The 11802-nt window shown below is 70.7% G+C and carries 10 protein-coding genes, 1 pseudogene and 1 riboswitch; of the genes and pseudogenes, 2 read left to right on the top strand and 9 right to left on the bottom strand.

The genetic code is table 11. From position 1 onward, the window contains the following. Positions 1-133, top strand: a pseudogene (locus tag E6R60_RS37165) (radical SAM protein); the annotation flags it as partial. Here the strand turns inward: E6R60_RS37165 and E6R60_RS03535 are convergent. Next, on the bottom strand, positions 132-977 hold the full coding sequence (locus E6R60_RS03535; protein WP_136324857.1) for an SGNH/GDSL hydrolase family protein: 846 nt from the start codon (positions 975-977) through the stop codon (positions 132-134). The pseudogene E6R60_RS37165 and the gene E6R60_RS03535 overlap by 2 nt on opposite strands. 213 nt (positions 978-1190) lie before the next feature. Next, on the bottom strand, positions 1191-2132 hold the full coding sequence (locus E6R60_RS03530) for a LysM peptidoglycan-binding domain-containing M23 family metallopeptidase (RefSeq protein WP_136324856.1): 942 nt from the start codon (positions 2130-2132) through the stop codon (positions 1191-1193). Between the two features lie 3 nt (positions 2133-2135). Further along, a riboswitch (cyclic di-AMP (ydaO/yuaA leader) is annotated at positions 2136-2295 on the bottom strand. A gap of 483 nt (positions 2296-2778) precedes the next feature. On the opposite strand from E6R60_RS03530, the gene E6R60_RS03525 reads away from it, so the two are divergent. Further along, positions 2779-3591, top strand: coding sequence for a tyrosine-protein phosphatase (locus E6R60_RS03525; RefSeq protein ID WP_136324855.1), 813 nt, complete (start codon positions 2779-2781; stop codon positions 3589-3591). Positions 3592-3619: 28 nt separating this feature from the next. Here E6R60_RS03525 and E6R60_RS36540 read toward each other — a convergent pair whose 3' ends face one another. From E6R60_RS36540 to shc, 7 genes are all read right to left on the bottom strand, one after another. Beyond that, positions 3620-3796, bottom strand: coding sequence for a DUF6126 family protein (locus tag E6R60_RS36540; RefSeq protein WP_168713529.1), 177 nt, complete (start codon positions 3794-3796; stop codon positions 3620-3622). Between the two features lie 46 nt (positions 3797-3842). Next, entirely contained in the window at positions 3843-4451 is a 609-nt protein-coding gene (locus tag E6R60_RS03520) for an XRE family transcriptional regulator (RefSeq protein WP_136324854.1), read from the bottom strand. Positions 4452-4528: 77 nt separating this feature from the next. Further along, positions 4529-5926 carry an aspartate aminotransferase family protein gene (locus E6R60_RS03515; protein WP_136324853.1) on the bottom strand — a complete coding sequence of 466 codons (1398 nt, stop codon included), beginning with the start codon at positions 5924-5926 and terminating at the stop codon, positions 4529-4531. Further along, positions 5923-7851: a 1-deoxy-D-xylulose-5-phosphate synthase gene (dxs, locus tag E6R60_RS03510; protein ID WP_136324852.1), complete on the bottom strand. Its 1929-nt coding sequence runs from the start codon at positions 7849-7851 to the stop codon at positions 5923-5925. Before dxs ends, E6R60_RS03515 begins: the two co-directional genes overlap by 4 nt. Positions 7852-8034: 183 nt before the next feature. Next, a complete protein-coding gene (hpnH, locus tag E6R60_RS03505; RefSeq protein WP_136324851.1) occupies positions 8035-9054 on the bottom strand; it encodes an adenosyl-hopene transferase HpnH in 1020 nt (339 codons plus the stop codon). A 5-nt stretch (positions 9055-9059) separates the two neighbouring features. Beyond that, positions 9060-9719, bottom strand: coding sequence for a 1-hydroxy-2-methyl-2-butenyl 4-diphosphate reductase (locus E6R60_RS03500; RefSeq protein WP_136324850.1), 660 nt, complete (start codon positions 9717-9719; stop codon positions 9060-9062). Beyond that, on the bottom strand, positions 9719-11722 hold the full coding sequence (gene shc / locus E6R60_RS03495) for a squalene--hopene cyclase (protein ID WP_136324849.1): 2004 nt from the start codon (positions 11720-11722) through the stop codon (positions 9719-9721). Before shc ends, E6R60_RS03500 begins: the two co-directional genes overlap by 1 nt. Between the last annotated feature and the right edge of the window lie 80 nt (positions 11723-11802).

Here is an 11802-nt window from a genome sequence, read left to right as displayed (position 1 = left end):
CAACCTCTACGACGGCAGCTACCGCGCGGCGTTGGGGCCGCGGGCCTGCCCGCTCGCCGTCTGTGACTGTCACATCGGCTATGTACATCTGGAGACGCTGCCCCTGTACGACGTCTTCGCCGGCGGGCCGCTCAGAGCGGCAGCAGGTCGGGCCGCTTGGGCGCCACGTGGTCTCCCGAGGACTCTCCGCGCAGCCGTCGGCCGATCCACGGCACGAGGTACTCGCGAGCCCAGAGGATGTCGTCGCGCCGCACTTCGAGCGTTCCGCGCTGTGCCTGCGGCGGCCACACCTGGTCCGGGTCGGCCGGCACGTCGAGGCCGAGGACCTGGGCGGCCCGCAGCGCGACACGGGTGTGGCCCTCGGGCGACAGGTGCAGCCGGTCGTTGTCCCAGGCCCTCCGGTCCTGGACCGAGCGCAGGGACCAGAGGTCGAGGACCGGGCAGTCGTACCGGTCGGCGATGGACCGCACATGGGCGGTGTAGGTGGCGATCTTGCCGCGCAGATGGCGCAGCACGGGAACGTCGCGGGTGTCGAAGCCGGTGGTGACCATGACGGTGCCGACCGACCGGGTCAGGTCGGCGACCGCGCGCTCGAAGCGCTCGGCCACGTCGTCGGGGTCGGAGCCCGGCCGGATGATGTCGTTGCCGCCGGCGCAGAAGCTCACCAGATCGGGGGCGAGCCTTTTGGCGCGCGGCACCTGCTCCGCGACGATCTGGTCGAGAAGGCGTCCTCGTACGGCGAGATTGGCGTACCTGAAGTTCCCGTGAGCGGAGTCCGGACTGCCCGTCGCGGCCTCGGGGGCCGGGAGCTGGTCCGCGAGGAGTACCGCGAACCGGTCCGCCCAGCCGACGAAGGTTCCGTTCGGGCCGGGGTCACCGACTCCCTCGGTGAAGCTGTCGCCAATCGCCGCGTACGACTCGATGGCGCCCTGTCTGTTGATGACGCCCTGCTGGATGTTGTTCGAATCGTCTGCCACAAGGGCATATCCTGCACCGCCGAATGTGACCTACGCGACCGTAATACGGGGTTGACGGGTGGTGAGATAGACCACCCGGTCAGTTTTCGGTAAAGGGGGAATAAGCGCGGCCGGCGCCACGTAAGGCCCCCGACGCCGGAGGGGCGGTGCGCCGCCGCGCACCGCCCCTCTTTGCATGGCCGGATCCGGATCACCGGACCGGTGCCGACCTGATCAGACGTTGATGCCGTGCGAGGCCAGGTAGGCGATCGGGTCGATGTCCGAGCCGTACGCCGGGCCCGTGCGGATCTCGAAGTGAAGGTGCGGGCCGGTGGCGTTGCCGGTGGCGCCGGACAGGCCGACCTGCTGCCCCGCGGTCACGGTCTGGCCCGCCGAGACGGAGAGCGAGGACATGTGGCCGTACTGCGAGTAGTGGCCGTCGGCGTGCTTGATGACGACCTCGTTGCCGTACGCGCCGCCCCAGCCCGCGGTGACGACGGTGCCGGAGGTGATCGCCTTCACGCTCGTGCCGGTGGAGACGGGGAAGTCGATGCCGGTGTGGCTGCCGCTGGACCAGTTGGAACCGGAGGCGCGGTAGGCGGTGGTGTGGTTGCCCGGGACCGGGTGGACGTAACCCGAGTCGTTGCTCTGGGCGGCCGGGGTGGAGGCCTCCTCGGACGACGAGGCGTCGGAGGAGGTCGAGGCGGAGGTCGTGGAGGCCTTCGTCTCGGTCTTGACCGGGGCCTTCGACGGAGCCTTCGACGGCGTGGCGGAGCCCGTGGAGGCGGCCGGGGCGTGGCCCCAGGCCTTTCCGCCGAGGGTCAGCTTCATGCCCGGGAAGATGAGGCTCGGGTTGTCGCCGACGACCTTGCGGTTGTCCTGGTACAGCTTCTCCCAGCCGCCCTTGAGCTTGTGCTCGGCAGCGATCTTCGAGAGGTAGTCGCCGGAGACCACGGAGTAGGTCGTGGTGCCGGCCTGCTTCTTCGCGACCGGCGCGGCCGGGGTGGTGTGCGCGGACACCGACTGCGAGGTGGCCGGAGCCGCCTGCTCGGCGGCGTGGGCACCGGTGGCGCCGAGCAGCGGAAGCGCGATGACGGCTCCGCCGGCACTCGCGGCGACGACGCCACGGGCGATGGTGCTGGACTTGGGACGGCGGTGCTTACCCGATATGGGCATGAAGGATTCCCTCTCCGGCGCCTGCGAGGTGAGCTGTCGGGTTCGGACTGGAGATGTCCGGTCGCGACTGGCGCGACTTCACCCCGAGCCGGCCGGATTCCCGGTCGGCGGCTTACCTGGTTCCCCCGCTCCTGCCACGCGGTGAAGTGGGTGCGAATTCCGGGCGGCGGCAGGATTAGGCGGTCCGTCCGGAGTGCAGCGAACCTAAGCGAGCCGGGACGGCGGAAACAAGCCACGGGTTCCGTGCGGGATTCCGTGCCGGGAATTCGGCGAGGAATTCCGGTCACACTCCGTGGATTACGGATCTTGGCTTTCCGCGCAGTGCACGGAATACCCGGAGGGCCCGCCGCCACACACCGTCACGGATATGATCCCGCTCACGAGAGGGCTTTCGCCGGCTCCCATCTCCCGCATAAGCGGGGCATGTTCGATGAAAAGCCCCAATACGGACATGCCACGCTCATCGCCCCACCGTGCCGGGACATCCCACTTGATCGGGTGCCCCCTTCGCCGGTGCACGGAGGGGCCGCGCGGGCCCTCGGCGCACGCGCGGCCAGAGATGATTGCCTGAGGAACGAATGTCGTATCGTCACGAGAGTGGACCCGCGGGCGACACGCGCCGGCGGCAGAGCCCCCAGGAGTGACCGTGACGCAGCAGGTGCCGCAGACCCCGTCGACGGAGCCCGAACTGGCGGGTGTCCGCAATTTCCGTGACGTCGGCGGCCTGCCCACGTCGGACGGACGCCGGGTGCGGTACGGGCGGCTCTACCGCAGCGGTCACCTGGCCCACGCCACGGCCGAGGACGCCGCCTTCCTCGCCGGTCTCGGCCTGCACACCGTCTTCGACTTCCGCAACGTGGCCGACCACAAGCTCGACGGCCCGGACATCGAACTGCCGGGCGTGCGCAACGTGAACATCCCGCTCAGCGACCCGGCGGACGGCGCGGAGTTCTGGCGCATGGTCCGCGACGGCGACATGCGCGAACTGCGGTCCATCCTGGCCGACGGCAAGGGGACCCACCGCATGGTCGCTTCGTACCGGCGGATCATCCTGGACCGCACCGCCGAGCACAGCCGGGTGCTGCACGCCCTGGCCGAGGACAGCGTGCCCGCCCTGATGCACTGCGCCGCGGGCAAGGACCGCGCGGGTATCTCGATCGCGGTGTCCCTGCTCGCCGTCGGCGTCGAGCGCGAGGCCATTGAGGCCGACTACCTCAAGTCCAACGACGCGCACCGCCGCTACAAGGTCCGCCGCAGCGACACCTCGCCCGCCGGGATGTCGGCCGAGGTGATGGAACTGCTCAATCCCCTCTTCGGCGCCGAACGCGACTACCTCGCCGCCGCCTTCTCCACGATCGACGAGACCTGGGGCGGCACCGAGCGCTACCTCGCCGAGGGCCTCAAGATCACCCCGGAGACCCGGGACCGGCTGCGCGAGCGCCTCCTCGACGGGTCCTGAGACCGAGCCCGCCGCCGGGGTGCCCGCCCTACTGGTTGTGCATCCCCACGGCGAACAGCAGATAGAGGAATCCGGCGATGACGTGCCCGGCCACCAGGTAGGCGAAGAGCCTGATGACGAGCCCGCGCGGCATCTTCTTCTCCTGCGGGTCGTAGTTCTTGGGCCGGCCCGGGCCGAGCGGGTCGTAGTTCTCGGAATCGGACATGACGGGTCCTCTCTGGCCACCGGGGCCGGTGGCGGGGGGCGGCGCCTCAGCGACGGTGGATCCCGCTGCCGAGACACAGCTCGGCGGCGGGGCTCTGCAGCAGGGTGTGGACGAAGAGCAGCTCGGCGCCGTCGTGGTCCAGAGCCGCGATCCGGTGCGGAGTGAGCGAATCGAAGTGGGCGCTGTCACCGGGGGCGAGGTCGTGGACCGTCTCGCCGAGGATCACCCGGAGGTGGCCCGCCAGGACGTACAGCCACTCCTCGCCGGGGTGGACGCGCACCAGGTCACCCTGGGCGCCGTGCGGGACGCGGACCCGCAGGGCCTGCATCGCCCGGCCGGGGCCGCCGGCCTGCTGGTACGTCCAGCCGTCGGCCTCGGCCCCCTCGAACCTGCGGCCGCGGACGATCGCATCACGTTCCGGGGGGATCTCGCCCAGCAGCTCGGAGACCGTCGTACCGTAGATCCTGGCGAGTCCGAGCAGCATCGGCAGTGAGGGCTGGCGCCGGCCCGTTTCGAGCCGGGACAGGTGCGCGGGGGAGAGCCCGGCCCGCTGGGCGGCGCTCTCCAGGGTGAGCCCACGACTGCGGCGCAGATCGCGCAGGCGTGGTGCGACCCCGGGCAGCTCGTCGGCCGCCCCTCCTTCTGGAGGATTCATGCCTCCATTGAGCCAGGAGCTTTCCTCAGAGGCAAATTTCTTACCTCTGAGGCAAAACCCCCTGTGGTAGTCCCCGATCAGCGGTTGGCGACGGCCTGTTTCACCAGCGTCCGTCCGAAGTCCCACATGAGTCCGCCGCCACCGTGCGCGTCGTCCATCACGGCCGTGAACGCGCTCACGAAGCGCTCCACATCCGTCTCGTCGATCACCAGCGGCGGGATCAGCTTGATGACTTCGAGGTGGTCGCCGGAGACCTGGGTCAGGATCCGGTGCTTCTGGAGCAGCGGTACGACCACCATCTGCGCGAAGAGTCCCTTGCGGGCCGCCTGGAGCATCGTCCAGCGGCTGCGCAGCTTCATCGAGTCCGGCCGGCCGAACTCGATGCCGATCATCAGCCCGCGCCCCCGCACCTCGTGCAGCAGCTCATACCGCCCGACCAGCGCGGCCAGCCGTTCGCGCAGCAGGTCACCCGTGCGGCGCGCGTTCGCCACCGTCTCCTCGTCCTCCATCACCGCGAGAACCGCGAGGCCGGCCGCCATCGCCTGGGCGTTGGAACCGAAGCTCGCGGAGTGGACGAGGACCCGGTCCATCGAGGAGTAGACGCGCTTGAAGATCCAGTCCTTGCCGAGTGTGGCGCCGACCGGCACGTAGCCGCCGGAGAGCGCCTTGGCGACGCAGACCAGATCGGGTTCCACGCCTTCCTCGTGCTGGTAGGCGTAGAAGTCCCCGGTCCTGCCGAGGCCGGTCTGCACCTCGTCCACGATGAGCAGGGCCTTGTGCTTGTGCAGGAGCTCCTGGGCCTGGCGCAGGAAGCCGGGCGGCGCGGCGTGCACGCCCTTGCCCTGGATCGGTTCGACGACGAGACCGGCCACGTCACCGCGCTTCAGCTCACGGCGCAGGGCGTCGAGGTCGCCGAGCGCGAGGGCGGTGTCGGGGAGCAGCGGGGCGAAGCCGTCCCGGAAGCCGGCCTCGCCGTTGACCGAGAGGGAGCCGGTGGTGAGTCCGTGGAAGGCGTGCGTGCAGTACAGGATCCTCGGCTTGCCGGTGGCGTAGCGGGCGAATTTGAGGGCGGTCTCGACCGCCTCCGTCCCGCTGTTGCCGAAGAAGACCCGGTCCAGGTGCGGGCTGTGGGTGAGCAGCTTCTCGGCCAGGAGGCCCGGCAGCGGCTGGCAGTCGAAGCGGGTGAGGTCGGCGAGAGAGGCGTCCAGGACGTCGTGCAGCGCCTTGCGTACGACGGGGTGGTGGCGGCCGAGGCCCATCACACCGAAACCGGCGAGCATGTCGAGGTAGTCGTTGCCGTCCGCGTCCCAGAAGTGCGCGCCCTCGGCCCGTTCGTAGACCTTGTCGAAGCCGATGGTGTGCAGCATGCGCGGGAGTTGGTGGTTGAGGTGTCTGGTGTGCAACTCGTAGCGTTCGGCGCCGCGCTCCGCGAGGAGCCGCGCCAGATCGAAGCCCTTGGGCTCGTTGTCCTTCATGCCCCGCTCTCCTTGTGCCCGTTGCCCGGGGCGTGCCGCCCCGTGCCGGTGGCCGCGTCCCGGGCGGCCAGCGCGGCGCTGATCCGGCCCGCGATCTCGACCGGTGTGAGTCCGATGTCGGCCAGCACCTCGGCCCGCTTACCGTGGGCGAGGAACTGCTCGGGGATGCCGAACGTGCGCAGGGGTACGTCGACCCCGGCGTCCCGCAACGCCTGCCCCACGGCCCAGCCGACTCCCCCGGAACGGCTGTTGTCCTCGACCACGGCGACGAGCCGGTGGCGCGCGGCGAGCGGCGCGAGCTGCTCGTCGACCGGCTTGACCCAGCGGGGGTCGACCACCGTGCAGCGGATGCCGCCGCCGGTCAGCAGATCGGCGGCCCGCAGGCAGACGGGCGCCATCACGCCGACCGCGACCAGCAGCACGTCGGCGTCCTCGGCGCGGTGCAGGACGTCCATACCGCCGATGGTGCCGATCGCGGGGACCGGCTCCCCCACCGCTTCCTTCGGGAAGCGGATCAGGGTGGGGGCGTCGTCGACGTCGACGGCCTCGCGCAGTTCGGCCCGCAGCCGGTCGGCGTCGCGCGGTGCCGCGATGCGCAGGCCCGGCACGACCTGGAGGACGGACATGTCCCACATGCCGTTGTGGGAGGCCCCGTCGGGCCCGGTGACTCCGGCGCGGTCGAGGACGAAGGTGACGCCGCACCTGTGCAGGGCGACGTCCATCAGCAGTTGGTCGAAGGCCCGGTTGAGGAAGGTGGCGTACACGGCGACCACGGGGTGCAGGCCGCCGGTCGCGAGGCCGGCCGCCGAGACCGTGGCGTGCTGTTCGGCGATCCCGACGTCCCAGACCCGTTCCGGGAACGCCTCGGCGAATTCCGTCAGCCCGACGGGGTGCAGCATCGCCGCCGTGAGGGCGACGACGTCGGGGCGCGCGGCTCCGATCGACGCGATCTCGTCCCCGAACACGGAGGTCCAGGAGGGGCCCGCCGCGGGTGCGAGGGGGGCGCAGGTCAGCGGGTCCATCGCGCCGACGGCGTGGAAGCGGTCCGCCTCGTCCTGGAGGGCGGGGAGGTAGCCACGCCCCTTCTCGGTGATGCAGTGCACGAGCACGGGGCCGTGGAAGCGCTTCGCACGGTGGAGCGCGGCTTGCAGGGCGGCGGTGTCGTGACCGTCGATCGGCCCGAGGTACTTGAGGCCGAGGTCCTCGAACATGCCCTGCGGGGCGAAGGTGTCCTTGAACCCCTTCTTGGCACCGTGCAGCGACTCGTACAGCGGCTGGCCGACGACGGGTGTCTGCTGCAGGACGCCCTTCCCCCACGTTAGGAAGCGCTCGTATCCGTCGGTGGTGCGCAGGGTCGCCAGATGGTTGGCGAGGCCGCCGATCGTCGGGGCGTAGGAGCGTTCGTTGTCGTTGACGACGATGACGAGGGGGCGGTCCTTGGCGGCGGCGATGTTGTTGAGCGCCTCCCAGGCCATGCCGCCGGTGAGCGCCCCGTCGCCGATGACCGCGACGACGTGGCCGGGGCGGCCGAGGAGCTCGTCGGCCTTGGCGAGGCCGTCGGCCCAGCCGAGCACGGCGGAGGCGTGCGAGTTCTCGATGACGTCGTGCTCGGACTCGGCGCGCGAGGGATAGCCGGAGAGGCCGCCCTTGCCGCGCAGCTTGGAGAAGTCCTGCCGCCCCGTCAGCAGCTTGTGCACGTAGCTCTGGTGGCCGGTGTCCCACAGGATCCGGTCCACGGGTGAGTCGAAGACCCTGTGCAGGGCGATGGACAGCTCGACCACCCCGAGGTTGGGGCCGAGGTGGCCTCCGGTCCTGGCTACCGCCTGGACGAGGAACTTCCTGATGTCCTCGGCGAGTTCGCCGAGCTGCGGTTCGTTCAGCGCCTTGAGATCGTGCGGCCCCCGGATGGACTGAAGCAGCGTCATGCCCGGGCCCCCTCTCTGGTCCTGTGCCGGGCTCACGGTGACGGCGGGAACCCCCGGCGGTCGTCCCCGCCGACCGCCGCCGGCCGCCCTGCCCGGACGGGCCGCGCGGGGCGGCTCGTCGCGGGCGGCCGGGCCGGCGGCACGCGGAGACCCGGCGGGACCGGGTCTCCGGCGGGGCTCACGTCACCGGTTCCCGCCGATGGTCTCCCGCGCCGCGCGCAGGGATTCCTTCAGCGACCCCATGGTGGCGAGTACGGCGGTGGGCTCGTAGCCGCAGTGCGCCATGCAGTTGGCGCAGCGCGGGTCCTTGCCGCGGCCGTACTTGTCCCAGTCGGTCTCCTCGATGAGCTCCCGGTACGTCGGCACATAGCCGTCGCTCATCAGGTAGCAGGGCCGCTGCCAGCCGAACAGGGAGTAGTTCGGAATGGCCCACGCCGTGCACGGGAAGTCCGCCTTGCCCTCCAGGAAGTCGAGGAAGAGCGGCGAGTGGTTCAGGCGCCATCTGGCCCGGTTGCCGTTCGCGAAGGACTTCTTGAACAGCTCACGGGTCTGGTCGACGCCCAGGAAGTGCTCCTGGTCGGGCGCCTTCTCGTAGGCGTAGGCGGGCGAGATCATCATCTCGTCGACCTTCAGGTCGTCGTTGAGGTAGTTGAGGACCTCGATGATGGTCTGGGGCGTGTCGGTGTTGAAGAAGGTGGAGTTGGTGGTGACCCGGAAGCCGCGCCGCTTGGCCTCCTTGATAGCCGCCACCGCCTCGTCGAACACCCCTTCCTTGGCGACCGATTCGTCGTGGCGCTCGCGGAGCCCGTCGATGTGCACGGCGAACGCGAAATAGGGCGAGGGCGTGAACTTCTCGATCTTCTTCCGCAGCAGCATCGCGTTGGTGCAGAGGAAGACGTATTTCCTCTTCGCCACCAGCTGCCGGACGATTTCGTCGATCTGCGGATGCATCAGCGGCTCGCCACCCGCGATGGAGACCATCGGGGCGCCCGATTCGAGCACGGCGCCGACGGCCTGGGCCACCGGCATGCGCTGCTTGAGGACTCCGGCCGGGTGCTGGATCTTCCCGCAGCCCTCGCAGGCGAGGTTGCAGGCGAACAAGGGCTCCAGCTCGACAATCAGCGGGAACTTGTCCCGCTTTCGGAGCTTCTGTTCAATGAGGTACGTCGCAACCTTGATGGACTGACGGAGCGGCATGGCCATCTAGCTCACCTCCTGGGGAGCAGCAAAGATCGGTGCCATTCATAGAAAGCCGGCAGGACGGCACGGAGAACACGGAAAGCCGATATTCCACCGCGGACCGTGCCGATGCGGACGAGCTCATGCTCCGGAGCGTCCACGACCACCCGTACGGCCGCAACCGGGCGGGGCCCGGACCGCAGAGCGCTGCGCAGGGTCGCGGCGGACTCCATGTCCACCGCGATCGCTCCGGTGGCCCGAAGCTCGGCCCGCTCATGCCCTCGTACGACATGGTCGGAGCCGGTCAGCGGGCCGGTGTGGACGGTGCGTCCGGGTACGGCCCTGGCGAGCGCGTCGGCGAGCAGGCCGGCGCCGGTGCAGGTGACCGGCTGCCCGGCGTCACGGGTCTCGTCGGCCACCACCAGGTCTCCGGGATGCATGCCGGGTGCGAGCCCGGCGCAGAACCCGGACGCGATGACCGCGGCGCCGAGCGACCGGCCCTCGCCGAGCGCCCTCGCCACGGCCGTTTCGGCCGCCTTCGGTCCCATGCCGGTACGCAGTACGGTCACGGGGCCCGGAGCGGCGCCCGCCCTGGTCCTGCCGGTGCGCAGGGCCAGGTGCTCGATGCCCAGCGCGCAGGCGATGAGCAGCGGGGCGGCGGGGCCGGCCGGCCCCGGGGCATCGCCCATCAGGCCCCCTCGCGGACCGCGGCGCGGCCGGCGAACGGGTCGCCGTGCACGTACCGTCCGAGTGCGGTCAGCGGGAAGACCTGCCGGTAGAGGTGGTAGTTGATGGAGAAGTCCCAGGGGAAACCGGTCCCGGTGAAATACGGCTCGTCCCAGGAGCCGTCGGGCTGCTGGGTCTCGGCGAGCCAGGCGATGCCGCGTGCGACGGCTGCGGTCTCCCGCCGCCCGGCCGCCAGGAGGGCGAGCAGGGCCCAGGCGGTCTGGGACGCCGTCGAGGCTCCGTGGCCGATCCACTTGTCGTCGTGGTACGAGCGCAGATCCTCGCCCCAGCCTCCGTCGTCGTTCTGGACGGATTCCAGCCAGCCGACCGCGCGGCGGATGGAGGGGTGGGAGGCGGACATCCCGGCGGCGAGCAGTGCGGGCACCACCGACCCCGTCCCGTAGACGTAGTTGACGCCCCATCGGCCGAACCAGCCCCCGGCGGCGTCCTGTTCGGCGAGCAGCCACTCGATGCCGCGCCGGGTCGCCGGGTGTCCGGAGTGCCCCTCGATGGCGAGCATCTCCACGACGTGCCCGGTCACGTCGGCGGACGGCGGGTCGATGACCTCACCGAAGTCGCAGAACGGCAGCCGGTTGGGGAACGCGCTGGTGTTGTCGGCGTCGAAGGCGCCCCAGGCTCCGTTGCGGGACTGCATGCCGATGGTCCAGCGCACGCCGCGCTCGATGGCGGCCTCGACCTTCGGCTGTTCGGGGTGGCGGACCCGGCGCAGTGCCAGGACCACCTCGGCGGTGTCGTCGATATCCGGGTAGTTGTCATTGTGGAACTCGAACGCCCAGCCGCCAGGGGCCAGTTGGGGTCTGCGCACGGACCAGTCGCCCGGCCGTGCGATCTCCTCGCCGAGCATCCAGTCGGCCGCCTTCACCAGCGCGGGGTGGTCGGGGGCGAGTCCCGCGTCGGCGAGCGCGATGGTGGCGAGGCAGGTGTCCCAGACCGGGGACTGACACGCCTCGATCATCCGGGCGCCGTCCTCGCGCCAGACCGCGAACCGGTCGAGCGACTCGAGTCCGGCGCGCATGACCGGATGGTCGAGGTCGTAGCCGAGCAGGTGGAGGGCGATGACGGAGTAGACGGCGGGCGGCTGGATGCCGCCCCAGCAGCCGTCGTTCTCCTGGCGTTCGATGATCCAGCGGGCGGCCGCGTTCATCGCGACCCGGCGCAGTCTGCGCGGGGCGATCCGGTGGTAGAGGTGCAGCGCCTTGTCGAGGCGCTGGAACACGCCGTCCCAGCTGGCGGCGGGAGCGGGGCGGCGCGGCGGGTTGGGGGTGGCCGGATCGGTGTGCAGCTCGTCCAGGGCGAAGGGCGCGGGCCGGACCGGCCGCTTCGCGGAAACGACGGTGAGGGGCACGATGGTCTGCCGGGCCCAGCAGCCGAAGTCGTAGATGTTGAGCGGGACCCATTTGGGGAAGAACATCAGCTCGGGCGGGAGCTCCGGCAGGTCGTCCCATTTCCACCAGCCGAACAGGGCCAGCCAGATCCGGGTGAACACCCGGCTCGCCGCGATCCCGCCCTGTTCCCTGACCCATCCGGAGGCCCGGGCCATGTGCGGTTCGTCGGGGCGGTCCCCGGCCAGGCGCAGTGCCACGTACGCCTCGATGGTGGCGGAGAGGTCCCCCGGACCGCCGTGGAAGGTGGCCCAGGTTCCGTCGCCGAGCTGTTCGCCGCGGATGAAGCGGCCGGCCGCCCGCACCGTGGCGGGATCCTGGATTCCGAGGAACTGCCGGAGCAGGAGGTCCTCGGCGTCCATGGTGACGTTGGTGGCGAGGTCGCCCTTCCACCAGCCCTGCTCGTCCTGCCTGCCGAGGAGGTGCTCGACCGAGCGTTCCGCGGCCCGCCGCGCGGCGGCGAGTACGTCGTCCGCGGCGATCGTCGATTCGGTTGTCGGAATACTGGCCGAGGCTGCGCGGGGGTTCACGGCCCCGGTGCTTCCGTCGGTCGTCGCTGTCATGGCTTCCCCTTCGTGCAGGTGGTCCTCTGCTGTGCTGGGGTCTCCGTCGGCCGGCGCCCGTGACGGGCGCCGGCCGGCGA

Source organism: Streptomyces sp. A0642 (assembly GCF_004795105.1).
GTDB lineage: Bacteria > Actinomycetota > Actinomycetes > Streptomycetales > Streptomycetaceae > Streptomyces.
This window is presented reverse-complemented; position numbering and strand designations above follow the sequence as displayed.